23 protein-coding genes and 1 riboswitch are annotated in these 26,519 nt (G+C 58.7%); of the genes, 20 read left to right on the forward strand and 3 right to left on the reverse strand.

The genetic code is table 11. The features are described from left to right. The first annotated feature begins 57 nt into the window (after positions 1-57). On the forward strand, positions 58-1,491 hold the full coding sequence (gene uxaC, locus DWV57_RS10520; RefSeq protein ID WP_120020749.1) for a glucuronate isomerase: 1,434 nt from the start codon (positions 58-60) through the stop codon (positions 1,489-1,491). Positions 1,492-1,580: 89 nt separating this feature from the next. On the opposite strand, the gene DWV57_RS10525 is transcribed toward uxaC, so the two are convergent. Continuing rightward, entirely contained in the window at positions 1,581-2,255 is a 675-nt protein-coding gene (locus tag DWV57_RS10525; protein WP_243112346.1) for a hypothetical protein, read from the reverse strand. Positions 2,256-2,406: 151 nt separating this feature from the next. Next, the gene (locus tag DWV57_RS10530; RefSeq protein WP_120020751.1) at positions 2,407-4,098 is read right to left on the reverse strand and encodes a M3 family oligoendopeptidase; all 1,692 of its coding nucleotides are present in this window, start codon (positions 4,096-4,098) and stop codon (positions 2,407-2,409) included. 202 nt (positions 4,099-4,300) lie between these two features. Then, positions 4,301-4,396: riboswitch (THF riboswitch) on the forward strand. 155 nt (positions 4,397-4,551) lie between these two features. Between DWV57_RS10530 and DWV57_RS10535 the strand changes: the two genes are divergently transcribed. The 7 genes from DWV57_RS10535 to DWV57_RS10565 all read left to right on the forward strand — a co-directional run bounded on the left by DWV57_RS10535 (position 4,552) and on the right by DWV57_RS10565 (position 12,083). Then, on the forward strand, positions 4,552-5,064 hold the full coding sequence (locus DWV57_RS10535) for a folate family ECF transporter S component (RefSeq protein ID WP_097781364.1): 513 nt from the start codon (positions 4,552-4,554) through the stop codon (positions 5,062-5,064). Between the two features lie 14 nt (positions 5,065-5,078). Beyond that, the gene (locus DWV57_RS10540) at positions 5,079-6,353 is read left to right on the forward strand and encodes a folylpolyglutamate synthase/dihydrofolate synthase family protein (protein ID WP_120020752.1); all 1,275 of its coding nucleotides are present in this window, start codon (positions 5,079-5,081) and stop codon (positions 6,351-6,353) included. A 1,086-nt stretch (positions 6,354-7,439) separates the two neighbouring features. Then, positions 7,440-8,816: an MATE family efflux transporter gene (locus DWV57_RS10545; RefSeq protein ID WP_120020753.1), complete on the forward strand. Its 1,377-nt coding sequence runs from the start codon at positions 7,440-7,442 to the stop codon at positions 8,814-8,816. A 19-nt stretch (positions 8,817-8,835) separates the two neighbouring features. After that, on the forward strand, positions 8,836-9,588 hold the full coding sequence (locus DWV57_RS10550; RefSeq protein WP_005944181.1) for an exodeoxyribonuclease III: 753 nt from the start codon (positions 8,836-8,838) through the stop codon (positions 9,586-9,588). Positions 9,589-9,638: 50 nt separating this feature from the next. Then, complete coding sequence (locus DWV57_RS10555; protein WP_120020754.1) at positions 9,639-10,124, forward strand: small multi-drug export protein; 486 nt, start codon at positions 9,639-9,641, stop codon at positions 10,122-10,124. A gap of 127 nt (positions 10,125-10,251) precedes the next feature. Further along, complete coding sequence (locus tag DWV57_RS10560) at positions 10,252-11,640, forward strand: Sapep family Mn(2+)-dependent dipeptidase (RefSeq protein WP_120020755.1); 1,389 nt, start codon at positions 10,252-10,254, stop codon at positions 11,638-11,640. A gap of 8 nt (positions 11,641-11,648) precedes the next feature. Next, positions 11,649-12,083 carry a DUF3842 family protein gene (locus tag DWV57_RS10565; protein ID WP_120020768.1) on the forward strand — a complete coding sequence of 145 codons (435 nt, stop codon included), beginning with the start codon at positions 11,649-11,651 and terminating at the stop codon, positions 12,081-12,083. A gap of 307 nt (positions 12,084-12,390) precedes the next feature. On the opposite strand, the gene epsC is transcribed toward DWV57_RS10565, so the two are convergent. Then, positions 12,391-13,062 (reverse strand): serine O-acetyltransferase EpsC, encoded by a 672-nt coding sequence (gene epsC, locus DWV57_RS10570; RefSeq protein WP_005944190.1) that lies wholly within the window; start codon positions 13,060-13,062, stop codon positions 12,391-12,393. A 495-nt stretch (positions 13,063-13,557) separates the two neighbouring features. Between epsC and DWV57_RS10575 the strand changes: the two genes are divergently transcribed. The 12 genes from DWV57_RS10575 to DWV57_RS10630 all read left to right on the forward strand — a co-directional run bounded on the left by DWV57_RS10575 (position 13,558) and on the right by DWV57_RS10630 (position 26,346). Next, positions 13,558-14,748, forward strand: coding sequence for a dihydroorotase (locus tag DWV57_RS10575; protein WP_120020756.1), 1,191 nt, complete (start codon positions 13,558-13,560; stop codon positions 14,746-14,748). 57 nt (positions 14,749-14,805) lie between these two features. After that, complete coding sequence (pyrF, locus tag DWV57_RS10580) at positions 14,806-15,672, forward strand: orotidine-5'-phosphate decarboxylase (RefSeq protein ID WP_120020757.1); 867 nt, start codon at positions 14,806-14,808, stop codon at positions 15,670-15,672. After that, on the forward strand, positions 15,653-16,426 hold the full coding sequence (locus DWV57_RS10585; RefSeq protein WP_120020758.1) for a dihydroorotate dehydrogenase electron transfer subunit: 774 nt from the start codon (positions 15,653-15,655) through the stop codon (positions 16,424-16,426). Before pyrF ends, DWV57_RS10585 begins: the two co-directional genes overlap by 20 nt. Continuing rightward, entirely contained in the window at positions 16,426-17,352 is a 927-nt protein-coding gene (locus DWV57_RS10590) for a dihydroorotate dehydrogenase (RefSeq protein ID WP_005944201.1), read from the forward strand. The genes DWV57_RS10585 and DWV57_RS10590 overlap by 1 nt, the downstream gene beginning before the upstream one ends. Positions 17,353-17,485: 133 nt before the next feature. After that, a complete protein-coding gene (gene pyrE, locus DWV57_RS10595; protein ID WP_005944207.1) occupies positions 17,486-18,079 on the forward strand; it encodes an orotate phosphoribosyltransferase in 594 nt (197 codons plus the stop codon). Positions 18,080-18,100: 21 nt separating this feature from the next. Beyond that, the gene (locus tag DWV57_RS10600; RefSeq protein WP_005944209.1) at positions 18,101-19,210 is read left to right on the forward strand and encodes a carbamoyl phosphate synthase small subunit; all 1,110 of its coding nucleotides are present in this window, start codon (positions 18,101-18,103) and stop codon (positions 19,208-19,210) included. Between the two features lies 1 nt (position 19,211). Next, positions 19,212-22,463 (forward strand): carbamoyl-phosphate synthase large subunit, encoded by a 3,252-nt coding sequence (gene carB, locus DWV57_RS10605; RefSeq protein ID WP_120020759.1) that lies wholly within the window; start codon positions 19,212-19,214, stop codon positions 22,461-22,463. A gap of 219 nt (positions 22,464-22,682) precedes the next feature. Beyond that, the gene (locus DWV57_RS10610) at positions 22,683-22,985 is read left to right on the forward strand and encodes an HU family DNA-binding protein (protein ID WP_118528605.1); all 303 of its coding nucleotides are present in this window, start codon (positions 22,683-22,685) and stop codon (positions 22,983-22,985) included. 125 nt (positions 22,986-23,110) lie between these two features. Then, the gene (locus DWV57_RS10615; RefSeq protein ID WP_005944218.1) at positions 23,111-24,298 is read left to right on the forward strand and encodes a DEAD/DEAH box helicase; all 1,188 of its coding nucleotides are present in this window, start codon (positions 23,111-23,113) and stop codon (positions 24,296-24,298) included. 215 nt (positions 24,299-24,513) lie between these two features. Further along, complete coding sequence (locus tag DWV57_RS10620; protein ID WP_120020760.1) at positions 24,514-25,167, forward strand: MerR family transcriptional regulator; 654 nt, start codon at positions 24,514-24,516, stop codon at positions 25,165-25,167. Next, on the forward strand, positions 25,148-25,459 hold the full coding sequence (locus DWV57_RS10625; protein WP_005944222.1) for a heavy metal-binding domain-containing protein: 312 nt from the start codon (positions 25,148-25,150) through the stop codon (positions 25,457-25,459). The genes DWV57_RS10620 and DWV57_RS10625 overlap by 20 nt, the downstream gene beginning before the upstream one ends. Next, complete coding sequence (locus DWV57_RS10630; protein WP_120020761.1) at positions 25,456-26,346, forward strand: CPBP family intramembrane glutamic endopeptidase; 891 nt, start codon at positions 25,456-25,458, stop codon at positions 26,344-26,346. The genes DWV57_RS10625 and DWV57_RS10630 overlap by 4 nt, the downstream gene beginning before the upstream one ends. Positions 26,347-26,519: the final 173 nt, after the last annotated feature.

Genomic DNA, 26,519 nt, shown 5'->3' on the forward strand with positions numbered 1-26,519 from the left:
ACACAAGGTTTGACGGATTTTTAACAAAAACCATCAGAGAAAAGGAGTTATCGACCCATGAAAGCATTTATGGATAAGGACTTCATGCTCCAGTCTCCCACTGCTCAGCATCTGTACCACGACTACGCTGCGGATATGCCTATCTGCGACTACCACTGCCACATCCCTCCCCGTGAGATCTACGAGAACCGCCGCTTTGAGAACATCGCTCAGGTATGGCTGGGCGGCCGCAACCCGGACGGCAGCTACTTTGGCGACCACTACAAGTGGCGCGTGATGCGTTCCAACGGTGTGCCTGAGGAGTACATCACCGGTGATAAGCCCGACCGCGAGCGCTTCCAGAAGTTTGCAGAGGCTCTGCCCATGGCCATCGGCAACCCGATGTACCACTGGACCAACCTCGAGCTGCATGTGTTCTTTGGCTACGAGGGCGTGCTGAACGGCGACACCGCTGAGGAAGTGTGGAACCTGTGCAACGACAAGCTGCAGCACGATCCCAAGCTGACTGTCCGCGGCCTGATCGAGCAGTCCAACGTGGCCTTCATCGGCACCACCGATGACCCCATCGATGATCTGTACTGGCACAAGAAGATCAAGGAAGATCCCACCATCAAGTTCACCGTGGCTCCTTCCTTCCGCCCCGATAAGGCCATCAACATCAACAAGCCCGGTTTTGCCGAGTACATGGGCAAGCTGGCCGCTGTTGTGGGCAAGGAAAAGCTGGCCTGCATCGACTGCGTCACCGACGCTCTGACCAAGCGCATCGAGTTCTTTGCAGAGATGGGCTGCCGCGCTTCGGACCACGGTCTGGATTACATCCCCTACCGCGAGGCCACCAAGGAAGAGGTCAACGCTATCTACCAGAAGGTGATGGCCGGCGAGACCTGCACCACCGAAGAGGCTGAGAAGTACCAGACCTACATCCTGATCCATCTGGGCAAGCAGTATCACCGTCTGGGCATCGCCATGCAGATCCATTACAACTGCCTGCGCGGCGTGAACCGCAAGATGAACGCTCTGCTGGGACCCGACACCGGCTATGATATGATCAACACCGCTACCTGCGGCGGCGAGATCGCAAGCCTGCTGAGCGCCCTGAACGACACCGACGAGTGCCCCAAGACCATCATCTACAGTCTGAACCCCGCCGACGATGCACAGATCGGCACCATTCTGGGCTGCTTCCAGAATAGCGAGGTGCCTGGCAAGATCCAGCACGGCTCCGCATGGTGGTTCAATGACCACAAGATCGGCATGGAAGAGCAGATGACCCGTCTGGCAAGCCTGGGCCTGCTGGGCAACTTCGTTGGCATGCTGACCGACAGCCGCAGCTTCCTGAGCTACACCCGTCATGACTACTTCCGCCGCATCCTGTGCAACGTCATCGGCCAGTGGGTCGAGGATGGCGAGTATCCCAACGACGAGAAGGCTCTGGAGAAGATCGTCAAGGGCATCTGCTTCGACAACGCAAAGCGCTACTTCAACCTGTAAGAGAAGTGCCTGAACTGAATAAGGCATAACACAAAGCCCCCGGAACGGTGTGAAACGTTCCGGGGGCTTTTGCTGTAAGCAGATAATGTTTACTTTACAAGGCTGCGCAGCACGACACGTGCAGTGGAAACGTCGGAACCAAGCAGGGTGTCGTAGGCATTCAGGATGTCGCGGATGGCCTGCAGGTTGTCCTTGGTCAGAGTGTAGGTCTTGGTGGAGCCGTCCCTGCCGGTAAAGGTGGCGGTGACGCTCTTGGCGGCAAGCCACTCGTTCAGCCAGCTGGTGCTGTCGTCCATATCGAACAGCTCGTAATCAAACCAAGACTTGAGGTCGTTGTCGTAGCCGCCGATGAACTCTTCATCACAGGTGAAGTCGTAGTAGTTATCCTCGGTCTCTACCCGAACAGATTTCATGTCCAGCTTTTTATTGCCGAAGTAGGTCATGCCCAGACTGAGATACACGGTGGGATCATCGTTGGTAACGAACAGGTAGGGGTACAGACCGCAGGAGGCCTTTTCCATGCTGGCCTCCTCGTAGGGAGAGTCGATCTGCCAGCCTTCGGCCTCGCTGTCATAGGTGACGGTGAGCTGGGACAGGGCAGAGCGCAGCTGCGCTTCCGACACCGCATTGGTCACAGAAAGCTCTGCTGGGGCAGGCTCGTCCGGAAGGGCGGGGCTCAGGGCAAAGGCGGAGATGCCGCCCATCAGGATGGCGGCGGTGCACAGGCAGGCAGCACCGCGCTTGAACAGTCCGGTCAGTTTCATAGGAATCTCCTTTCGCTTCACAGAAACGCTTTTTCTCTGTCCAGAGCATACCAGATTTTACGGCCTCTGACAAGCAAAACGGCATGAATCGCCCTTCAGATGCATCAAAACGACCGTTCAGATGGTGCGCAGTGCGGATGAAAACGGCTTCTTACACCTGATGGTTTTCCAGCCAGTCGGTCATCTGCTGGGCGATGCCCTTGATGCTGCCTTCCTCAAAGGGGACTTTCAGCCCTGCGGTCTCCAGCAACTCGGTGTAGCTGGCCATGCCAGCACGGCGCACGAGGCGCAGATAGCGCTCCCACGCATCCTTGTGGTCGGTCAGGCTCAGTAGGAAGAACTGCAGTGCGGCCATGGTGGACAGGCAGTAGTCGATATAGTAGAAGGGGCACTCATAAATGTGCAGCTGACGCTGCCAGCCTGCACCGCGGCCATAGAAGGGCAGATTGTCAAAATCGATCCACGGGCGGTATTTCTTTTCCAGCTTGAGCCACTCGGCATTGCGTTCATCGGGGGTCAGATCCGGGTTCTGGTACATGATGTGCTGGAACTCGTCCACCTCACAGCCGTAGGCAAGGAACACAAAACTGTCCTCAGCGTGGAGCAGGGCGTATTTGTTGGTATCCCGGCCGAAGAGCAGATGATGCCACGGTGCGGTCAGAAACTCCATGGCCATGGAGTGGATCTCGGCGCTCTCCATGCCGGGGCATTCCAGATCGGCGGGCACTTCGGGATCACGCTCGGCCACATAGCCCTCAAAGGCGTGGCCGCACTCGTGGGTCAGCACGTCCACATCGCCGGAGGTGTTGTTCCAGTTGGCAAAAATGAAGGGGGCCTTGTAGCTGGGCAGGCTGGTCATGTAGCCGCCGGACATCTTGCCGGGGCGGCTCTCCACATCGAACAGCTCGTTGTCCTGCATAAAGTCGATGAACTCGGCGGTTTCCGGGCTAAGCTCATGGTACATGGTGCGGGCGGCATCCATGCGGGCTTTGTAGCCGGGAATGGGCTTGGGATTGCCGTCCTTGAACATGATGGGCAGATCGGTGAAGGTGGGGCGGGCGATGCCGGTGCGCTTTGCACGCAGGGCCATCACCTTCTGCAGCTGGGGCACCACATCGTTTGCCACCTGATCGCGGAATTTCCGGATCTCCTCCGGGCCGTAGCCGATGCGGTTCATGCGCACATAGGAAAGCTCACTGTAGTCGTGATAGCCCATCACCCGGGCCTGTGCATTCAGGTTCTTCACGATCTCGCCGTACAGCTCGTCCAGCTCGGCACGGTGGGCATCAAAATAACCGGCCTCGGCCTCGTAGGCGGCGCGGCGCACGGCGGGGTCCAGATCCTCCTTGTAAGGGCCCAGCTGCGGGATGGTGAGCTGTTTGCCGTCCAGCTCCACCAGTGCGCCGCCGTAGATCTGCTGATAACGGCTCACCAGAGCATTGAACTGCTGCTGCAGCTCCACGGTGCGGTCATCCATGCCCAGAACGGCATTCTTCATACCGGCCACACAGGTGGTGCCGAACTTCGCGGTCAGGGCATCCACATGCGGGTTCGCAAGGAAAGCGCGGCTGATCTCCACGCTGGCGTTGGTCACGGCGGGGCCGTTGGCATCAAAGAAGTCCTGCTCGGCCTTCCAGTAAGCGTCGCGGGTGTCGCAGGTGTAGTGGATGTTGGCAAGATTTGCGGCGGTGTTGTACTCCGCAAAGGCTTCGCTCTGCTCGTAGTAGAGCCGGACAAGGGCATCGCCGTCCGGTGCGGCAGCGGCCTTTGCGGCCAGCTCTCTGCACCGGGCCAGCAGGGCATCGATGTCCGGGCGGGTATAGGTCATTTCATTGAATTTCATCGGGAAACATTCCTTTCCGGGAGAAAACTCCATATTTAAGGTTAAACTCATCTTACCACGTTATGCGGCAAATGAAAAGAGGATACAGGCCAAAACCCGGCAGATGCTATGCACAACTGCTAAAATTTGACGAGGTGGTTTGGCAAAGTTGTCTGTGCAGGCGGTTGCATGGCTGCGGCAAAAGGACTATAATAAAACCATCAACAGAGTAAGACCATGTGCGTTAAGTGCCGCATCAACGGGGAGTTGTGCTGTGGACGAAGGTGTACCCGCGGTGCATGGTCTGCATCCCGCTGCTGCATGGACTTGGGTGCAGGCGAGACGGCTTGCGTCCCGCCCGGAAGTGAAAGTTGTTGGATTCACGCCCTCCTTTGTGCGGTTTGTCACAGGGAGGGCGTTTTTGTTTGTGCAGACCGCCCGCCCGGTATTCCTTTTGCAAGGAGGACAGTTGATATGAACAACTCGAAAAATTCCGTCCGCACGCTCACCATGCTGGCCTTGCTGGTGGCAATGAGCATCGTGTTCAGCCGGGTGCTGAGCATCTCCACCGGCTTTGTGCGGTTCAATCTGGGCAGCCTGCCGGTGCTGCTGGCAGCGCTGCTGTTCGGCCCCGGTGCCGGCTTTGCCGTGGGCGCTGTGGCCGATATGATCGGCGGCGTGCTGGCAGGCTACGCCATCAACCCGCTTATCACGCTGGGCGCGGGTGCCATTGGTCTGGTGGCGGGGCTTGCATGGCAGAAGCTGCCCGGGCTGCGCACCGGCCTGCGGCTGCAGATCAGCGTGCTGCTGGGACACTTTGTGGGTTCCATGGTCATCACCTCGCTGGCACTGCGCATCTTCTACGGCTACCCGTGGGCAACGCTGGCAGTGCGCATCCCCAATGCACTGATCCTGGCTGCGGTGAACACTGTGCTGCTGCGCATCCTGCTGGAGAACCGTACCCTGATGAAGATGGTGAAAAAGTAAAAAGAGGCATTACAATGAATTACGAACAGGCAATGGAATACATCCATGCGGTCCAGTGGGCCGGCCACAAGCCCGGCCTGACGCGCACCCGCACCCTGCTGGCCGCACTGGGCGACCCGCACAAACAGCTCAGATTCGTGCATGTTGCAGGCACCAACGGCAAGGGCAGCACCGCCGCCATGATGGCGTCCTGCCTGCAGGCCGCGGGCTATCGGGTGGGCCTGTACACCTCGCCCTTCATCAACCGCTTCAACGAGCGCATCCAGATCAACGGCGTGCAGATCCCGGACGAAGAGCTGGTGAAACTGGTGGAGCAGATAAAGCCCGCCGCCGACACCATGGAAGATGTGCCCACCGAGTTTGAGATCATCACGGCGCTGGGAATGCTCTATTTTGCCCAGCAGAAATGTGAGATCGTGGTGCTGGAGGTGGGCCTTGGCGGCACGCTGGATTCCACCAACGTCATTGATGCCCCGGAGTGCGCAGTCATCACGGCACTGGGTATGGATCATGTGAAGGAGCTTGGTCCTACCCTTGCGGACATTGCCGCCGCCAAGGCGGGGATCATCAAGGAAGGCTGCCCGGTGGTGAGCTACGGCGGCGTGCCGGAGGCAGATATTGTTATCCGCCGCGTGGCAGCGGATAAGCATGCTGAGCTGACTGAGGTAGATTTCAGCAGGCTGAAATATGAGGGCGGCAGCCTTGACGCGGTGGAGTTCGACTTTGACGGCCTGACGGATGTGCACCTGCCCCTGATCGGCAGCTACCAGCCGCGAAATGCGGCGCTGGCTATCACGGCTCTACGGGTGATGCGCACCCATGGCTGGAACATCCCGGAAAATGCCATCCGTACCGGTCTTGAAACGGTCAGCTGGCCGGGCCGCTTTGAACTGCTGCGGCACGCGCCCGCGTTCCTGCTGGACGGCAGCCACAACGCCCACGGAATGCGTGCCACGGTGCAGAGCCTGAGAGACCGCTTCCCTGGGCAGAAGTTCGTTTTTCTGGTCAGCATCATGGCAGACAAGGATGTGGACCAGATGCTCAGCCTGCTGGCACCGCTGGCGGTGCGGTTCGTCACGGTGGCGGCGCATACGCCGCGCGCCATGCCTGCCGAAACGCTGGCAGAACACATCCGGGCCTATGGCTGCAGGGCGGAAGCGGAAGCTTCCATTGAAGCGGGCGTGGCCCGGGCGGTGGAGCTGGGCGGCGAAGGCCCGGTGTGCGCACTGGGCACGCTGTATTTCTCTGGCGATGTGCGGAAGGCGTTTGCGGAACTTGTGAAGGGCTGAAGATTTAAAATGGCTCCGCGTGCGCTGCGCCATCATCAGCGGAAAAATTATTTTTAATATTTGCAAATCAGGAAGATCTGCTGATCTTCCTGATTTGCTTTTTTCACGGTAAGGACCGTAACGGCTGACGGCATCTTGCTGCTGTCAGCCTGCGGCTGTCGCGCAGCGGATAAAGCGAAAGCTTGCCCGCACGGCTTGTCGCGTAAGCGACTTCAAATCGGCGGAACACAAAAAATCCTTTAGCGAAGCGACTTGGATTTTTTGTATGGAGCCCAACAGCTTTGGGGTCTGAAAGGGGCGAGCAGCCCCTTTCTCGTTGCGGGGAGGGTGGAGTCCAGAGGTAGGGAGGGGGGACTCGAAACACCCCTCCCTGCCTCTGGCCCAGCGGAGCGTCCCCGGCGGCGATGATTTTTATAAAAGCTATGAAGCCTGTCCCACGCGACCGCTCTCTGCACGAGAAGCAACTTTTTCTGTGAAAAAGCAAACAAGCCAGCTCCGCAGGGCTGGCTTGTTTGCAATAAAAAAATATTTTTCCGCTGAAAATGCCCAGAGTGAAACGGAGGGCATTTAAATGGTTAGGCCTGCGATAGCACAGACAAAAAGAAAAAGCGGTGACTCGTGCAGGTTGAGTCATCGCTTTTCTTGCCCCTTGCGGGGCAGGCAGGGTAAATGATAAGAAGGTAAATGAAGAAAATAGCAATTTTAAGAACAAAGGTTTTGTGCTGAGCGAAGAACCGCTCGTAGAAGTTCATGTATCCAACGTAATGCCTTTGTTGGATACAACATACCACTTTTTTGGAAGAATTACAAGCCCTTTTTTCGATTTTTCACCAATAAACGTGCAAAAAATCGCATTTTTGGAGAAACGCACAAATTCAACGAAAAGTTCCCGGCAAACTGACGAACAAGCATAAAAATGAGCCGATGCGGCCCGGAACGGCGGCAAAAAAGACGCAGAATGCGACAGTTCTTTACAAGAACCGGTCCGTGTGCTAAGATGAATACATTCAATGGGAAGTCTGCCCTGCGAAGGGCGGGCGTATGTGTCCGGGCAGGATGGCCCGGAACGGGGAAAGGAGCATATCAATGGAAAGTCAGGCGGTGAGCGGAACAAAAAAGCCGCTCTTCGGAGGGCGGAAGCCGCTGTTCACACAAAAGGAACTGCTGCTGCTGACCGGCCCGCTGCTGGTGGAGCAGCTGCTGGAAGTGACCGTGGGTATGGCCGATACCATGATGGTGTCCCGTTGCGGCGAAGCGGCCATTTCCGGTGTCAGCCTTGTGGATATGATCAACAACCTCATCATCGTGCTGTTTGCGGCGCTGGCCACTGGCGGCGCAGTGGTGGTAAGCCAGTTTTTGGGTGCGCGGGATCAGAAGGATGCCGATGCAAGCTCTGGCCAGCTGCTTTTGCTCAGCGGCGTATTCGGTTTGCTGGTGGGGGCATTCTGTTTTGTTTTTGCAAGGCCGATGATCCGGCTGTTCTACGGTGCCATCGATGCCGATGTGCTGGATGCCAGCGTGCTGTACCTGCGTATCATCGCCATCAGTTATCCGTTTCTGGCACTGTATAACGGCGGTGCGGCACTGTTCCGCAGCATGGGCAACTCCAAGATCTCCATGCAGATCAGCTTTTTGATGAACGTGATCAACATTGTGGGCAACGCAGTGTGCATCTTCGGATTTAAAATGGGTGTAGACGGCGTTGCATGGCCCAGCGTGCTGTCTCGTGTGGTGGCAGCGGCCCTTATCCTGCGCAAGTGCTACCAGAAGGGCAATGCCATCACGGTGCCCAAGACCACCCGGCTGGATGCAAAGATGACAAAGCGCATTCTGGGCATCGGCATCCCGTCCGCCTTTGAGAACAGCCTGTTCGAGGCTGGACGCATTCTGGTGGTGAGCATGATCTCCACCTTCGGCACAGTGCAGATCGCAGCAAACGCCGTGGCAAACAATCTGGACGGCATGGGCGTGATCCCCGGCAAGGCACTGAGCCTTGCTATGATCACGGTGGTGGGCCGCTGCATCGGTGCGCGGGACGACGAGCAGGCTGTTTATTATACCCGCAAGCTGACGGCGTGGTCTTACATTGCAATGAGTCTTTCCAACGGTGCCATCCTGCTGTTTTTGCACAAGCTCATCGGCATCTACGCGCTGTCCGGTGAGACGATGGTGCTTTCTGAGCTGCTGGTACGTATCCATGCAGGCTTTGCCATCCTGCTGTGGACCCTGTCCTTCGTGCTGCCCAACGCCCTGCGTGCAGCCAACGATGTGAAGTTCACCATGATCGTGTCCATCCTGAGCATGGCGGTGTGGCGGCTGGGCTTCAGCTACCTGCTGTGCGTGCGCATGGGCTGGGGCGCTGTGGGCGTGTGGATCGCAATGATCATTGACTGGGTTTGCCGCGTGACATGCTTTGTGCTCCGCTTCCGCAGCGGTGTATGGAAAACCAAATATCAGGCATAACATAAAGAGGAGTATACCTATGAAACTGATCAGCTGGAACGTCAACGGCCTGCGCGCCTGTCTGACCCATGGCTTTGCCGAGAGCTTTGCGGCTCTGGATGCCGATATCTTTTCGGTGCAGGAGACCAAGATGCAGCCCGGTCAGGCGGATTTTGCGCCGGATGGCTACACCGAGTATACCTATTCTGCCGAGAAGAAGGGCTACTCCGGCACGGCCTGCTGGTGCCGTGAGCAGCCGCTGTCCGTGACCACCGGCATCGGCATTGAGCAGCACGACCACGAGGGCCGTGTGCTCACGCTGGAATACCCGGGGTTCTGGCTGGTGAACTGCTATACCCCCAACAGTCAGGACGGGCTGAAGCGTCTGGACTACCGCATGGAGTGGGAGGATGCCTTCCGTGCCTACCTGCTGGCGCTGGACGCAAAAAAGCCGGTGATCCTGTGCGGCGATCTGAATGTTGCCCATAGGGAGATCGACATCAAGAACGACAAGACCAACCACATGAGCGCAGGCTTTACCGATCAGGAGCGCGGCAAAATGACCGAACTGCTGGACGCAGGCTTTGCCGACAGCTTCCGCGTGCTGCACCCGGACGAGGTGAAGTACAGCTGGTGGAGCTACCGCTTCCACGCCCGCGAGAAGAATGCGGGCTGGCGCATCGATTACTTCATCGTGTCCCGCCGCATTGCCGATAAGATCCGCGCGGCGGAGATCCACAACGAGATCTTCGGCTCAGACCACTGCCCGGTGGAGCTGGACATTGACCTGTAACCTGTAAAAAATGCCTGCTCTCCCGGAAAGAGCAGAAAAAAGGAGACTCTATGCTCAAAAGCTATCTGCTGGTATTTTTTGTTTCCATGGTGCCGCTCATTGAACTGCGCGGAGCCATCCCCATCGGGCTTGGCATGGGCCTGCCCATCCTGCCCACCTATCTGGTGTGCGTGGTGGGCAACATGATCCCGGTGCCGTTCATCTATCTGTTTGCACGCAAATTCCTGATCTGGGGCTACCACAAGCCCCTTATCGGGCCAATCTGCAAGTTCTGCATCGTCAAGGGCGAGAAAGGCGGCCGCGCACTGGAAGCCAAGGCGGGCCGCGGCCTTGTGGTGGCGCTGCTGCTGTTCGTGGGTATCCCGCTGCCGGGCACCGGCGCGTGGACCGGGACGCTGGCGGGCTCGATCCTGGATATGAAGTTCAAGGACGTGGTCAAGGCCTGCATGGGCGGCGTGCTGCTGGCGGGCATCATCATGGGTCTGGCCAGCACGGGCCTGCTGGGTGCGCTGAGCACCCTGTTCTCGGTGGGCTGAGAAAAAAGACTGTGTTCTGGCAAAGAACAACAATTGACAATGGCATTTTGCCGCCGAGTATGCTAAAATAAAAAGTGTTTTGGAACCGGCGGCGCAAAGCTGCCGGACGGAAAGGAACGATAAGATCATGGATCAGGTACTGAATCAGAAAATCGACGCATATATTGCGCAAAACAAGGAACAGCTGCTGAAGGATATTGCCGCTCTGGTGGCAGTCAACAGCGTAGAGGGCACCCCGGAAGAGGGTGCACCCTTCGGCACAGGCCCCCGTGCAGCGCTGGACAAGACGCTGGAGCTGGCTGCGGGCATGGGCTTTGCCACCCGCAACTGCGAAAACTACATCGGCTATGCAGAGCTGGCCGGCAAGGACCCTGAAAAGTATCTGGCGACCATCTGCCATGTGGACGTGGTGCCCGTGGGCAACGGCTGGACGGCCGACCCCTTCACCATGCGCATTCAGGACGGCTGGCTGCTGGGCCGCGGCGTTGCCGACGACAAAGGCCCCATGGTGGCTACCCTGTATGCCCTGAAGTTCCTCAAGGAGCAGGGCTATGAGCTGCGCTACCCCATCCGCGCACTGGCAGGCACCAACGAGGAGACCCACATGCAGGATGTGGACTACTACCTCAAGAACTACCCGGCTCCCGCTTTCTGCTTTACCCCGGATGCCGAGTTCCCGGTGTGCAACGGCGAGAAGGGCCTGTTCGGTGCCAAGATCGTCAGCCCGGTGTGCAACGGCGTCATCGTGGAGATCGAGGGCGGCGTGGCAAACAACGCCGTGCCCGACCGTGCAAGCGCGCTGGTCAGGACCGACATCTCTAAGCTGAAGAATGCCCCCAACATCACGCTGGAGCCGGAAGGCGACGGCGTGCGCATCCGCGGCTGGGGCAAGTCCGGCCACGCAGCCATGCCGCAGGGCACCGTGAACGCCATTGGTCTGGTGGTGAACTACCTGCTGGACAATGGCCTGTGCAATGAGACCGAGCGCGCCTATCTGGAGGCCGTGCGCAAGCTGCACGCTTCTACTGCCGGTGAGGGTCTGGGCATCAACTGCGCCGACGGCCCCTTTGGCCCGCTGACTGTGATCGGCGGCCGCATCTACATGGAAGATGGCCGCATTTTCCAGACCATGGACAGCCGCTTCCCCACCTGCACCAACGGCAAAAAGATGACCGAGCAGATCCGTGCCGCACTGGGCGATGGCGCTGAGCTGCGCGATGTGACCGCTGCCGAGCCCTTCTATATTGAAGCAGACAGCCCTGCCATTCTGGCCTGCATCAACACCTACAACGAAGTGACCGGCGAGAACGCTAAGCCCTTCACCATGGGCGGCGGCACCTATGCCCGCCACTTCCCCTATGCGGTCAGCTTTGGCCCCGAGCATGTGGACCTGCCGCTGCCGGAATTTGGCGGCCCGATGCACGGTGCAAACGAAGCGGCACCCATCGACAAGCTGCTGGAAGCCGTGAAGATCTATATCATCGCGCTGCTGCGCCTTGAGGAGATCGACTTCTGATGCAGCCGATGAATGTGCTCGTCATCGACGGGCAGGGCGGGGGCCTTGGCAAACAGTTGGTGGCAGCTCTGAGCACGCAGTGTCCGGAGGCCCGGCTCACTGCGGTGGGCACCAACAGTCTGGCGGCAAACGCCATGCGCAAGGCCGGTGCCCCGCGTGCCGCCACCGGCGAGAACGCCGTGGTGGTGAACTGCCGCAGCGCGGATATCATCGTGGGGCCCATCGGCATCGTCGTTGCGGATGCACTGCTGGGCGAGATCACGCCCGCCATGGCCACAGCCGTGTGCCAGAGCCATGCGACGCGGGTGCTCATCCCGGTGAACCACTGCGAAAACTATATCGTGGGTGTGCCGGAGCAGCCCATCAGCGATCTGGTGGCCGCTGCGGTGCAGAAGGTGAAAGCTCTCTGCGCCGGGGAACGCTGCGGAAAAAGGGTTTATTGAAAATGCCCTCCGCTTGCGCTCTGGGCATCTTCAGCGGAAAAATATCTTATAATAGAGCAACAGCGGACAGCCTGCGGGCTGTCCGCTGTTGCATTTTCACGGAAAGGGTCCAAGAGGAAAACTTGATCTGTCTGTGCTTGTTTCCTGCGGAAACAGCCGTACAGCCGGGAAACAGGCCACTTCTTCATTGTGCCCGCTCCAGTGAAAAGGCAAGTCGGAAAATCCCGCAGGATTTTCCGACTTGCTTCTAAAAAATATAAATTCCTTGAATAATGCCCAGAGCGCAAGCGGAGGGCATTCTGAATCGTTACGACTTCTGTCGTGCGGCGATCTGCGCTGCCGTGGGCGGGGTGTCGCCCTGCGCAGCGTTTTCCAGTGCGCCGAGACGGCGGTCCAGATCGGTCAGGCGCTGGGCTACGATATCCGGCAGATCCTGCTGATCCAGATCGTCCGCCGGGTTCACGGCCTTGTTGTTGATGCGCACCACCTCGGCGGGCACGCCCACAGCGGTGCAGTTGGCGGGCAGATTGCGCAGCACCACGCTGCCTGCGCCGATGCGGGAGTTGTCCCCGATATACACCGGGCCAAGGACCTTGGTGCCTGCACCGATCAGCACGTTGTTGCCCAGAGTGGGGTGGCGCTTGCCGGTGTCCTTGCCGGTGCCGCCCAGAGTGACACCGTGGTAGATGGTGCAGTTGTCCCCGATCTCGCAGGTCTCGCCGAACACGATGCCCATGCCGTGGTCGATAAACAGGCATCTGCCGATGGTGGCACCGGGGTGGATCTCGATGCCGGTGCGGCGGCGGCCATGCTGGCTGACCCACCGGGCCAGAAAGAACCGCTTGTGCTGGTATAGCCAGTGCGCAATGCGGTGGTATACCAGAATGTGAAAGCCCGGATACAGCAAAATGACCTCCAGCACGTTGCGTGCAGCGGGGTCCTTGCGCTGGATGTTCCGCGCGTCCTCCAACAAACCCATGGGAAAACCCTCTCTTTCCTGATTCCGATGAAGCTGCTCTGAATAAAAATCACGCCTCTGCCATGAAAACAGCCTCTGACTCTTTTGACCATACTATAATAGCACACCCGGACGGGAATGTACAGCAATATGCTAGGAATTGATGTGACTAACCCTGAATCTGGCGGGGAAAAACTGCTTTTGGGTAGAGTAGCTAAAATTCCGGGAGGGAAGCGGCAAACCTTTTTGCAACAAAATATATGCGGAAGCATTGACACATTTCGCGCTTCTATGCTAAAATATTATGAAAAGATTCCAGACTTATAAAAGGAGACAGCACCATGCAGAAAAGCGCGATGTGCACCAAACTGAACAAGCAGTTCGCATCCGGTTTTGCCGTGGGTTCGTTGTTTCCTTTTTTTGTGGAATGAGCTTTTCCCTTTGCGGGGAAAAGTTTTTTTTTGCCCGTAAGCCGGAAAGCCGAACCAGACAAACGCAAATCAGGAGGGAACTGCGATGCTGCTTGTAAATGCTGTGAACACCGAAGGAAGACCGCTTGAGATTTTTGTAAAGGACGGCAGGATCGCTGCTGTAGGTCAGGAGCTGGAGGCACTGGCCGGGGAGAACGAAACGGTCATTGATGCCGGCGGGCTGACCGTGCTGCCCGCCTTTGTGGACCTGCACTGCCACTGGCGCACCCCGGGCTTTGAGTACAAGGAGGACATCGAGACCGGCAGCCGCGCCGCAGCCGCCGGCGGTTACACCTTCGTGAACCTGATGCCCAACACAAAGCCGGTGTGCTCTTCTGCGGCACAGGCGTTCATGGTGGAGCAGAAGGCTGCCGAAGTAGGCCTGTGCGATGTAAACCAGACCGTCTCCATCACCGAGAACTTTGACGGTGTGAGCATCGACCACCTCAAGACCCTGCCTGCCGGTGTGAAGTTCATCACCGAGGACGGCCACGGCGTGCAGGACAATGCCACCATGGCAAAGGCTTTCGCCATCTGCACCCAGAAGGATATCACCGTGATGAGCCACGCTGAGGATATGGAGATCAGCCCGTGGGACTACCGTCTGGCGGAGGACATCGAGACGGTGCGCAACTGCTGGCTGAGCGAATACTACCAGACCAGGCTGCACATGTGCCACGTGTCCACCCGCGGTGCGCTGGATGCCATCCAGATGGCAAAGCTGCGGGGGGCACCCGTCACCTGCGAGGTGACCCCGCACCACCTGTGGTTCACCAATGATACCTGCGATTACCGTGTGAACCCGCCCATCCGCACCGCCGACGATGTGCAGGCGCTGGTGGACGGCATCCGCACTGGCATCGTGGATGCCATTGCAACCGACCACGCGCCCCACTCCGAAGAGGACAAGCTCAAGGGCATGGCCGGTATGGTGGGCAGCGAGACCGCTTTCGGTGTCTGCTACACCAAGCTCTGCAAGCAGGAAGGCCTGCCGCTGGAAGTGCTGGTGCACCTGATGAGCACCCGCCCGGCAGAAATTCTGGGCCTTGCCAAGGGCCAGCTGGAGCCGGGCTACGATGCCGACATGGTGCTGGTGGATCTGGATACCCCCTACACCGTGGACAAGGACAAGCTGCACTCCAAATCTCACAACACTCCGTTCGATGGTGCCCAGCTGTTTGGTAAGGTCTGCGCCACCATCAAGGGCGGCAAGCTGACCTATCAGGCAGAGAATTGAAAAAACAATATTATATAAGATAAGAATCAATAAGAGAGCAAACAGGAGGAACCCACAATGACCAACATGGATAAGCTTTACGAAGCAGTGGAAGCCCGCGGCCCGGTGTGCGTAGGTCTGGATACCGATTTCAGCTACCTGCCCGAGGACTTCGTGGACAGCACCCTGACGAAGGGCGAGAACATCGTGCGCTTCAACAAGAAGCTCATCGATGCCACCAAGGCCGTGGCAGGCTGCTACAAGGTGCAGATCGCTTACTACGAGTCTCTGGGTCTTGAGGGCATGAAGGCCTACGCCGACACCCTGAAGGCTGTGCGTGAGGCCGGTGTGCCGGTGATCGCCGACATCAAGCGCGGCGACATTGCCAAGACCGCCGAGATGTACGCCATGGGTCACTTTACCGGCGATTTCGAGAGTGATTTCGTCACGCTGGCACCCTATATGGGTCTGGACTCCATCAGCCCCTACCTGCCCTACGCCGAAAAGCAGGGCAAGGGCATGTTTGTGCTCTGCCGCACCTCCAACGGCGGTGCCAAGGACTTTGAGTATGAGAAGCTGGCCGACGGCCGCCACGTCTACGATCTGGTGGGCGACAAGCTGAACGCTCTGGGCAAGGACTACATGGGCGAGCACGGCTACTCCTCCATCGGTCTGGTCATCGGCGGCACCCACATCGAGGAGGCCACCGAGATCCGTGCAAAGTATCAGGACAGCTTCTTCCTGATCCCCGGCTACGGCGCACAAGGCGGCAAGGCCGAGGACATTGCCCAGTACCTTACCAAGGGCAACGGCGGCGTGGTCAACTCCAGCCGCGGCATCCTGCTGGCCTATAAGAAGCAGCCGGGCACTGCCTTTGACGAAGCCGCTTACAACGAATGTGTGAATATGAAGGAGGCCATTGCTCATGCGTGCAGCCTGCTGTGAAGCCACTGTTCTGCGCAATGAGGTCATTGCCCCGGACATCCGCCTGCTGACGGTGGTCTGGCCGGACCGCGATCACGCACCCCACGCAGGCCAGTTCTTTACCCTGCGTGCATGGGGCGCAGACGAAGCCCCCTTCCTGTCCCGGCCCATCAGCGTGCACCGCTGGAACCCGGACAGCAGCACCATCGAGTTTCTGTATCAGGTGGTGGGCGAGGGCACTGAAAAGATCGCGCAGCTCAAAATGAAGGATACCTTCCAGCTCACCGGCCCTATGGGCAACGGCTTTGATGTGCCGGACATCCTGAGCAAGTACAAAAAGATCGCTGTGGTGGGCGGCGGCATCGGCACCGCGCCCATGTTCCAGCTCACCCGTGAACTGGCAGCGGCAGGTGTGAAGCCGGATGTGTTCTTCGGCTTCCGGGATGCCCCCTACTGCATGGAGGAGTACCGCGAGATCGCAGACCTTGTCAAGGTGTCTACCGACACCGGCGCGGTGGGCTTCCACGGCTTTGTCACCCAGCTGTACGACCCCGCCGACTACGACGTGGTGCTGGTGTGCGGCCCCACGGTCATGATGAAGAACGCCGCCCGCCTGTGTGCCGAAAAGGGCACCCCCTGCTTTGTGAGCATGGAAAAGAAGATGGCCTGCGGCATCGGTGCCTGCCTTGGCTGCACCTGCGAGACTAAGGGCGGCGAGGGCAAGAGCGTGTGCAAGAACGGCCCGGTATTTGATGCAACGGAGGTGTTCTTCTGATGGCTGACCTGAAAACCAACCTGCTGGGCTTTGTGATGAACAGCCCGGTCATCGGCGCATCCGGCACTGTGGGCTACGGTGTGGAGTACGAAGAGCTGGCAGACTTTGCCAAGATCGGCGGCATCTCCGGCAAGGGCCTGACCCTGCACGGCCAGTACGGCAACAAGGGCGAGCGCCTGTGGGAGACCCCCTCCGGCCTCATCAACAGCATCGGCCTGCAGAACCCCGGCGTACAGCACTTCATTGACGTGGAGCTGCCCGAGATGCTGGAACTGAAGCAGAAGTACGGCACGGTGGCCATTGCCAACCTTGGCGGCCACAGCGAGGAAGAGTATGTGGAAGGTGCCGCGATGCTGAGCGACAGCGCAGTGGACATCGTGGAGCTGAACATCTCCTGCCCAAACGTCAAGGTGGGCGGCATGGCCTACGGCGTGAAAGCCGAAGCTGCCGGTGAGGTGGTGCGCATGGTGCGCGCTGCCTGCAAAAAGCCCCTGATGGTCAAGCTGAGCCCGCAGGCCGAGAACATCCCTGAGATGTGCAAGGCCGTGGAAGCCGCCGGTGCGGATGCCATCAGCCTGACCAACACCTTCCAGGCCTGCGCCATCGATCTGGAAAAGCGCCGCCCGGTGTTCAACAACATCTTCGCGGGCCTGTCCGGCCCGGCGGTGCGGCCCATTGCCCTGCGCATGGTGTGGCAGGCTGTGGGCGCTGTGAACATCCCAGTGGTGGGTCTGGGCGGCATCGCCACGGGCCGTGACGCACTGGAGTTCATCATGGCCGGTGCTGCGGCGGTGCAGGTGGGTGCCGCAAACTTTGCCAACCCCCGCGCCATGGAGACCATTGCCGACGAGATGGCCGCATGGATGGACAAGAACGGCGTGAAAACGCTGGACGAGATCCGCGGATGTGCCCGGAATGCTGAATAATCCGATTGATATACCAGTAAAATGCTGATTTATACGCATAAAAACAAAGTCACTGCATAAATTTGCAAATCACGCAAAAGCGTGGTACAATACCGTTTAAAAGACATTTTTATAAAAGAGAGGGAGAAGTACAATGAGTGAAGCACTTGAGATCCTGAAGAGCTGTGACGCGTTCCTGGAAGGCCACTTCCTGCTGTCCTCCGGCCGCCATTCCAGCGCATACTGCCAGATGGCTTATCTGCAGCAGTACCCCGACCGCTGCGCCGAGGTGATGAAGACCGTGGCAGATAAGGTCAAGGAAATGGACGTGGATGTGATCGTGGGACCTGCCATGGGCGGCATCGTGTACGCCTATGAGCTGGCCCGCCAGACCGGCAAGCGCGCCATCTTTACCGAGCGCGTGGACAATGTGATGACCCTGAAGCGCTTCGCCATCCACCCGGGTGAGAAGTGCCTCATCGCTGAGGACGTGGTCACCACCGGCATCTCCTCTCTGGAGACCAAGCGCGTGATTGAAGAGAACGGCGGCATATGCGTGGGCATCACCTGCGTGGTGGACCGCACCAAGCCCGAGGCTCCGTCTCCCATTCCCATCGTGGCAAGCGCCCTCAAGCTGGACCTGCCCAACTACGCACCGGAAGAGTGCCCCATCTGCAAGGAAGGCAAGCTGCCGCTGGTGCATCTGGGCAGCCGCAAGATGAAGCAGGAAGCAAAGCAGACCCTGTAATGTGTTGAAACGAGGAAAACTATGAACGCATATCTTCTTTTGGCAAATGGCATGGTCTTTGCCGGCCAGTCGGTGGGTGCCGAGGGTGTCACCGTGGGCGAGGTGGTCTTTGCCACCGGCATGGTGGGCTTTCAGGAGACCCTGACCGACCCCAGCTACTATGGCCAGATCATCACCCAGACCTACCCCCTTATCGGCAACTACGGCATGAATAAGGACGACATGGAGTCCGACCGCATCTGGGCAAAGGGCTACATCGTGCGCGAGGCCTGCACCACCCCCTCCAACTGGCGCTGCGAGGAAACGCTGGACAGCTTTTTGAAAAAGAACAACACCATCGGCATTGAGGGCATCGACACCCGCCACCTGACCCGCATCATCCGCGAGAGCGGTGTGATGAACGGTGCCATCCTGACCACCTTCGACCCCGCCGACCCGGCCAACAAGGCCGAGACCGAGGCTCTGCTGGCTCAGATCCGCGCCTACGCCGTCACCGATGCGGTGAAGAATGTTACCTGTGAAAAGCCCGAGGTGTTCAACCCGCAGGGCGAGACCCATATCGTGCTGATGCACTACGGCTGCAAGCGCAACATCGTGCGCTGCCTTGTCAAGCGCGGCTGTAAGGTGACGGTCATGCCCGCCTTTGCAACGGCAGAGGAAATCAAGGCCCTTGCTCCGGACGGCATCATGCTGTCCAATGGTCCCGGCGACCCGGCGGAACCCGTGGAGGTTATCGAGAACCTCAAGCACATCTTTGAGCTGAACATCCCCACTTTCGGCATCTGTCTGGGCCACCAGCTGTCCGCACTGGCAGCCGGTGCCAAGACCATGAAGCTCAAATACGGCCACCGTGGTGCCAACCAGCCCGTGACCGACTTTGAGTCTGGCCGCACCTTCATCACCAGCCAGAACCACGGCTACGCTGTGGTGGGCGACGAGCTGCCCGCCGAGATGGGCGAGGTGGCACAGGTGAACGCCAACGACGGCACCTGTGAGGGCATCAAGTACAAGAAGTGGAACTGCTTTACCGTGCAGTTCCACCCGGAAGCAAACGGCGGCCCCAAGGATACCGAGTTTCTGTTCGACCGCTTCCTGAACAACGTCAAAGCAGCAAAAAAGGAGGCACGCTGAAATGCCGAAGGACCCTAGAATCAAGAAGGTGCTGGTCATTGGCTCCGGCCCCATCATCATTGGTCAGGCTGCGGAGTTCGACTACTCCGGCACGCAGGCCTGCCGCGCCCTGAAGGCAGAGGGCATCGAGACCGTTCTGCTGAACTCCAACCCCGCAACCATCATGACCGACCCGGATGTGGCCGACCATGTTTACATCGAGCCCATGACGCTGGAAGTCGTGGAGCGCATTCTGGACATCGAAAAGCCGGACTCCGTGCTGCCGAACCTCGGCGGTCAGATGGGCCTGAATCTGTCCATGGAGCTGGCCCGCTCCGGCTATCTGGACCGCACCGGCATCCGTCTGCTGGCCTGCAAGCCCGAGACCATCGACCGTGCCGAGGACCGCGAGCTGTTCAAGGAGACGATGGAAAAGCTGCACCAGCCCATCATCCCCTCTGAGGTGGTGGAGACGCTGCAGGACGCTCTGGCCTGCGCCGACCGCATCGGCTACCCGGTCATCGTGCGCCCGGCCTTTACCATGGGCGGCACCGGCGGCGGCATCTGCGAGACCCGCGAAAAGCTCATCGAGATCGGCACCAACGGCCTGCGCCTTTCCCCCATCCATCAGATTCTTGTGGAAAAGTGCATCGCCGGCTGGAAAGAGATCGAGTATGAGGTCATGCGCGACCACAAGGGCAACGTGATCACCGTGTGTAACATGGAGAACCTGGACCCTGTGGGCATCCACACCGGCGACTCGGTGGTCGTGGCTCCCTCCCAGACCCTGACCGACCACGAATACCAGATGCTGCGCACCGCTGCTCTGGATATCATCACCGAGCTGGGCATCGAGGGCGGCTGCAACTGCCAGTTCGCCCTGAAACCGGACAGCTACGATTACGCGGTCATCGAGGTCAACCCCCGTGTGTCCCGCTCTTCCGCACTGGCTTCCAAGGCCACCGGTTATCCCATTGCCAAGGTGGCTACCAAGATCGCCATTGGCTACACGCTGGACGAGATCACCAACGACGTCACTGGCAAGACCTGCGCCTGCTTTGAGCCTGCGCTGGACTACATCGTGGTCAAGTACCCGAAGTGGCCCTTTGATAAGTTCGTCTACGCCGACAAGTCTCTGGGCACCCAGATGATGGCCACCGGCGAGGTGATGAGCATTGGCAATAGCTTTGAGGCTGCCATGATGAAGGCGGTCTCCTCCATTGAGCTGGGTATGGACACCCTGACCCACAAGCCCTTTGAAGAGCTGACCGATGACGAGATCGTGGCTCACATGCATGTTCAGGACGCGGAGCGCGTGTTCTGCGTGTACGAGGCCCTCAAGCGCGGCATCGACCACCAGACCATCTACCGCATCACCAAGATCGACTGGTGGTTCCTGGACAAGATGCAGCATCTGGCAGATCTGGAAAAGGGTCTTGCCAAGTGCAACGGCGTGCTGACCGAAGAGCAGTACAAGACTGCCAAGAAGTACGGCTTCCAGGATAAGACCATCAAGCGTCTGGCACAGGTAGACACCCTGCCTGTGGAGAACTACCGCGCCGGCTTCAAGATGGTGGATACCTGTGCTGCCGAGTTCTCGGCCAACACCCCCTATTTCTACTCCACCTACGACGGCGACAACGAAGCTGCTGAGTTCATTGCCGAGAAGGAAGCCGAAGCATCTGCCAAGGGCGAGCCCAAGAAAAAGAAGGTGCTGGTCTTTGGCTCCGGCCCCATCCGCATCGGTCAGGGCATCGAGTTCGACTACTGCTCGGTGCACTGTGTGTGGACCCTGAAGAAGCACGGCTGCGAAGCCATTCTGGTCAACAACAACCCCGAGACCGTCTCCACCGACTTTGATACCGGCGACCGTCTGTACTTTGACCCGCTGAACCCGGAGAGCGTGGACAACATCATTGCCACCGAGAAGCCGGATGCCTGCGTGGTGCAGTTCGGCGGCCAGACCGCCATCAAGCTGGCAAAGCACATGGACGAGATCGGCCTGCCCATTCTGGGCACCCCGGCAGATGCCATCGATGAAGCAGAGGATCGTGAGCGCTTCGATGAGCTGCTGGAGCGCTGCAGGATCCCCCGCGCACCGGGCCGCACTGTCTTTAATCTGGACGAGGCTCTGGCTGCCGCCGACGAGATCGGCCTGCCGGTGCTGATGCGTCCCTCCTACGTGCTGGGCGGTCAGAACATGATCGTGGCCTACACCAAGGCGGACGTGATCGAGTACATGGGCGTTATCACCGAGCATGTGGACATGGATCACCCTGTGCTGCTGGATAAGTATATTCTGGGCACCGAGTGCGAAGTGGATGCCATCTGCGATGGCGAAAACTTCCTGATCCCCGGCATTATGGAGCAGGTGGAGCGCACCGGTGTGCACTCCGGCGACTCCATCTGCGTCTACCCGGCACAGCACCTGACTCAGGCCGAGATCGACACCATGGTGGATTACACCGGCCGCTTTGCCCGCGAGCTGCATGTCACCGGTCTGGTGAACGTGCAGTACGCAGTTTCCAACGGCAAGGTGTACGTCATTGAGGTGAACCCCCGTTCCTCCCGTACCGTGCCGTATATCTCCAAGGTCACCGGCGTGCCCATGGTGGATCTGGCGGTGCGCTGTTGTCTGGGCGAAAAGCTGGCAGATATGGGCTACGGCACCGGCCTGCACCCCAACGCACCCTATGTGGCCGTCAAGGTGCCTGTGTTCAGCTTTGAAAAGCTGCACGGTGTGGATACCCAGTTCGGCCCCGAGATGAAGTCCACCGGCGAAGTGCTGGGCATTGCCCCCAACTACCACGATGCCCTGCTCAAGGGCCTCATCGGCGCGGGCTACACCTTCAAGACCCCCGGCCCTGCAAGCTGCTGCATCTTCACCGTGAAGGACAGCGACAAGCCGGAGTTCGTGGATATCGCATGGAAGCTCAAGAGCATGGGCTACAAGCTGTACGGTACCTCCGGCACCTGCGCATGGCTCAACAAGCACATGGTGCCCTGCAACGAGGTGCGCAATATGTCCGGCGAGTCGCCCAACATCGTGGACCTGCTGCAGAGCGGTCTGGTAGATTATGTGTTCTCTACCAGCGCTAAGGGCCGTGACCCCAAGCGCGACTCTGTCCGCCTGCGCCGCAAGGCTGTGGAGCTGAGCATCCCCTGCATCACCGCAGTGGATACCGCCAACGCTCTGGTGAACTGCCTGCGCAGTGATCACAGTCTGGAAAATATCCCGCTGGTGGATATTGCCACCCTGTATCACCGCAAATAATTACCTCACGAATTACCCGTAAAATGCTTTTTTGCAGCGCCCGCCAAAACAGCGGGCGCTGTATTTGTGAAGGACGGATAGAGATTACATAAGTTCGTGCGCAATAAATGACGTTTTGTGCGCAATCTGTCGCAAACAGAGTGTGAATTATGTTATACTCAACAACGCAAAATTTGCCAAAAGACGTTACTTTTGGACACTCCAGGAGGATATAGATACATGACCCGTTCCCAGATGATCGAGACTGTGGCACGCAAGACCGGCTTCACCGAAGCACAGGTCGAGACCACGATGGATGCAATGTTTGACCAGATCGCCGACTGCCTGCGCGCAGACGAGAAGGTGACCATCGCAGGCTTTGGCCGTTTTGAGATGCGTCCCCGCAAGCCCAAGGCCTACACCAACCCCAAGACCAAGGTTTCCAGCCGTCTGGAGTCCACCTCCATCCCCGGCTTCAAGGCCAGCGGCCGCTTCAAGCAGAAGCTGGAAGCAGGCAAGAAGAGCGTGGAAGAGACCGCCTGATCTTTGTGCATTGAGGACCGTACCCGTGACCCCGGGTGCGGTTCTTTTGTTTCTCTGCTGACAAGTGCGGCATTTCATGCTATACTGGGTTCAGAATATAAAACGACAAAGGAACGGAGAATCAGATGCTTTACAGTGAGTTGCAGTGCAGCGATGCCATCCACAAGGCCGTGGAGCGCATGGGCTTTGCCGAAATGACCGAAATTCAGGAAAAGACCATCCCCGTCATGATGGCGGGCTATGACGTGATCGCAAAAGCCCCCACCGGCACCGGCAAGACTTGTGCCTTCGGCATCCCGGTGGCGGAGCATATCCTCCCGGAAAACAAGTACCCGCAGGCCGTGATCATGGCCCCCACCCGGGAGCTGGCCCAGCAGATCGCGCAGGAGCTGGAAGAGCTGACCTATTTCATGCCCGAAGTGCAGGTGGCCTGCGTGTACGGCGGTGCCAACATGGAAAAGCAGGCAAAGCGCCTTGCCGAGGGCTGCCAGATCGTGGTGGCAACGCCGGGCCGTCTGATGGACCACTACAAGCACCATTCCATTGATATCTCCCATGTGACCCAGATCGTGCTGGACGAGGCCGACGAAATGCTGAACATGGGCTTCTATAAGGATGTGCGGCATATCATTGAAATGATGAAGGCCCGCAAGTCCCTCTCCATGTTCTCAGCCACCATCAGCCGCGAGGTAATGGACATCGGCTGGCTGTACCAGCACAACGCCGAGGAGATCACCGTCCAGCCCAAGGAAGAAAGCCAGCCCAAGATCACCCAGTATATGCTGGAGACCTCCGGCCGCAACAAGCTTTCCGACCTTGCACAGATCATCATTGGTGAGAACTACAAGCGGGTGATGGTGTTCTGCGATACCAAGTTCAACACTGCCACTCTGGCCAACCAGCTGGCACGGCTGGGCTTCTCGGTAGACTGCCTGCACGGCGACCTCTCCCAGAAGGAGCGCAACCAGATCATGCAGAACTTCCGGGACGGCAAGCTGGCCATTCTGGTAGCCACTGACGTTGCCGCCCGCGGCATCGATGTTTCGGATGTGGATGCCGTGATCAACTACGATGTGCCCAGTGAGAACGAACATTACACCCACCGCATCGGCCGCACCGGCCGTGCCAAAAAGGAGGGCGTGAGCTACCTGTTCTATGTGCCGGAGGAGAAAAAGCGGGTGCAGGAACTGCTGCGCCTGACCCGCAATACCGACCTGTGCACCCCGGTGCACTTCGACTTCAACCATGAGCACATTGTGGTGGAGAAAAAGCAGGACAGCGCCGACCGGTTCCAGATCAAGTGCTATTTTTAAAGGAAGAAACTCCCTCAGTCTCGCATTCGCTCGCCAGCTCCCTCAAGGAGGGAGCCTTTGGCAGTGCGGCAAAGTTTTATGTTTTGCCAAAAGGCCCCATCTCCGAGGGGGCTGTCTGCGAAGCAGACTGGGGGAGTCTCACTTTTCTATTAAAATCTATTGACCTTCCCCTTTCTGGAAGGTGTAACATAGGCACGTAAGGAGGCACCGGAACCATGAAGATCAACGAAGTGGAAGCCGCTGTGGGCGTGACCAAAAAGAACATCCGCTTTTACGAGGAGGAGGGGCTCATTACCCCCAGCCGCGAGCCGGGCAACGGCTACCGCAGCTACTCGCAGGCGGACGTGGAACGCCTGCGCCGCATCAAGCTGCTGCGCAAGCTGGATGTGCCGCTGGCCGAGATCCGGGAAATGCTGGAAGGGCAGAAGACGCTGGCCGAGGGAATGGCCCAGCAGCTGGAACGTCTGAGCACCCGCCGCAAGGATCTGGACGAAGCCATCGGCTTTTGCAAGCTGCTCCAAAAGGACTCCGGCAGTCTGGAAGAACTGGATGTGGAGCAGACGCTTGCGCGCCTTGCTGCACGGGAGGAACAGGGAGTGACCTTTGTGAACATTGAACGCACAGACCGAAAAGGCGAGCGCATCCGCGGTGCCTGTATCGGCGCTGCCCTTTTTGTGGCGCTGATGGCTTTTGTGATCGCAACGATGGCGTGGGCCTTTTATAGCGACCCGCAGGAAGCGCCGCCGCTGCCGCTGCTCATCGTATTGTTCGGCATCCCGGTGGGGTGCATCGTTGGCACGCTGAAGGTGCTGCTGGAACGCATTGAAGAGATCGGAAAGGGAGAAGAAGATGCTTATCGTAACTATTAACGAGGTGCCCGGCAAAAAGCTGGAAGCGCTGGGCGTGGTGCGCGGCAGCACGGTGCAGAGCCGCAATCTGGGCCACGATCTGATGGCAGGGTTCCGCACGCTGGTGGGCGGTGAAGTGACCGACTACGCGGATATGCTCACCGAAGCCCGGCAGATCGCCACAGGACGCATGGTCAAGGATGCAGAGGCCCTTGGAGCGGATGCAGTTGTAGGGATGCGCTACGCTTCCGCCAGCGTCATGCAGGGCGCGGCAGAGGTCATTGCTTATGGAACGGCGGTGAAGTTCGTATGACCACAAAAGAAAAGCAGGGCTTCGGCCTTTATTTCCTGTTAGCATTTGGTCTGGCATGGCTGTGTCAGGTCGGCGGCTGCATGGCGCTGCTGCAAAAGCAGAATGCCGTGCTGTATCAGTTGGCGCTGGTCGCCACCATGTTCTGCCCGCTTCTGGCGGTGCTGCTGGTGCAAAAGGTCTTTCTGCGCCAGCCCACCGGCATCGACTGGAAGGTGCAGGGCAAGCGGCGCTACTGGCTGGCGGCATGGTTCGGCCCGGCGGTATTTACGGTGCTGGCCGCAGTGCTCTATTTTGCGGTGTTCCCGCATCGACTGGACCTCTCCGGCAGCTGGCTGGCAGCGGCCTACGGCGGCGAGATGGATGCACAGACCCTGCGCAGGGAGCTGGGCGTATCCAACCTCAGCTACATGCTGGAAACAGGTCTGTTCGCGGTCACACTGGCTCCGGTCATCAACATGTTCGCAGCTTTGGGTGAGGAAGCCGGCTGGCGCGGGTATATGATGCCTCACCTGAAGGAGCAGCTCGGCCTGCTCAACGGCCGCCTGCTGGGCGGCGTGATCTGGGGTGTCTGGCACTGGCCGCTGATGCTGCTGGTAGGCTACGAATACGGCACCAACTACTTGGGTGCGCCAGTGCTGGGCCTTTTCGTGTGGTGCATAGTCTGCTTTGCGCTCAATACCCTGTTGGACTGGCTCTATGAAAAGACCGGGTGCATCTGGGTTCCGTCCATCGCACACGGCGCATTCAATGCGGTGGCAGCGCTGTTTGTGGTTTTGACGAACCCGGCAGACAGCTATTACAATGTATTGGGTCCGGCACCCATTGGCCTGATCGGAATGCTGCCCATGCTGGCTGCTGCAGTCTGGCTGACCCTGCGAAGATCCTGAAAACCTGAATAGTTCCGGGAGAGGACTCTTCCGCTTTTGCCGCCGCAGCTGCAAAGCAGCTGCGGCGCAGTTTTTCCTGCGGCCTGCTGCTGTTTTGGGGTGCACGCAAAAAAAATGGAAAAAAGTTGTCAAAAAGTGTTGACAGAGAGCGGGAGGTGTGGTATTATACTTGA

Source organism: Faecalibacterium sp. AF10-46, from assembly GCF_003604105.1.
GTDB classification, from domain to species: Bacteria; Bacillota; Clostridia; order Oscillospirales; family Ruminococcaceae; genus Faecalibacterium; species Faecalibacterium taiwanense.